This window comes from Acinetobacter lwoffii, from assembly GCF_024129855.1.
GTDB classification, from domain to species: Bacteria; Pseudomonadota; Gammaproteobacteria; order Pseudomonadales; family Moraxellaceae; genus Acinetobacter; species Acinetobacter lwoffii_L.
In genome coordinates this window covers 1-382 of record NZ_JAMXXC010000079.1, presented here as the reverse complement: position 1 = coordinate 382, position 382 = coordinate 1, and the positions used below count along the sequence as shown (strand labels likewise).

1 pseudogene is annotated in these 382 nt (G+C 33.2%); it reads right to left on the bottom strand.

Annotated elements, in window-relative coordinates:
• Positions 1–16: 16 nt before the first annotated feature.
• Positions 17–382 (bottom strand): annotated as a pseudogene (locus NI465_RS16580) (IS5-like element ISAba31 family transposase); the annotation flags it as partial.

The following is a 382-nucleotide window of genomic DNA, read 5'->3' as shown; positions in this document are numbered from 1 at the left end:
TAGGGTCTGTTGACATTTACTGTTCATAATTAACCCTATAAAGGTAGCCATAAAAATATACAGGCTAAAGCAACAGAACTTTGATAATTTCTTTTGAGCTTGTCATATCGAGTAGCTATTCCTCTAAATTGCTTTAATCTACAAAACATATTTTCAACTAAATGCCTGATTTTATATAAATACCAGTCCATATGATCATTGTTCGATTGGCTATTTGTTTTCTTTGGTATATTCGCTTTAGTCCCTGTTTTCCTGATCTGTTCACGCAGTGGTTCTGAATCATAGCCTTTATCTGCACATACCACTTTTGTCTCTTTTAAATCTAATGTTGATATTAAATCAGGTGCAACTTTAACATCATGTGTGGTTCCATCGGTAATCA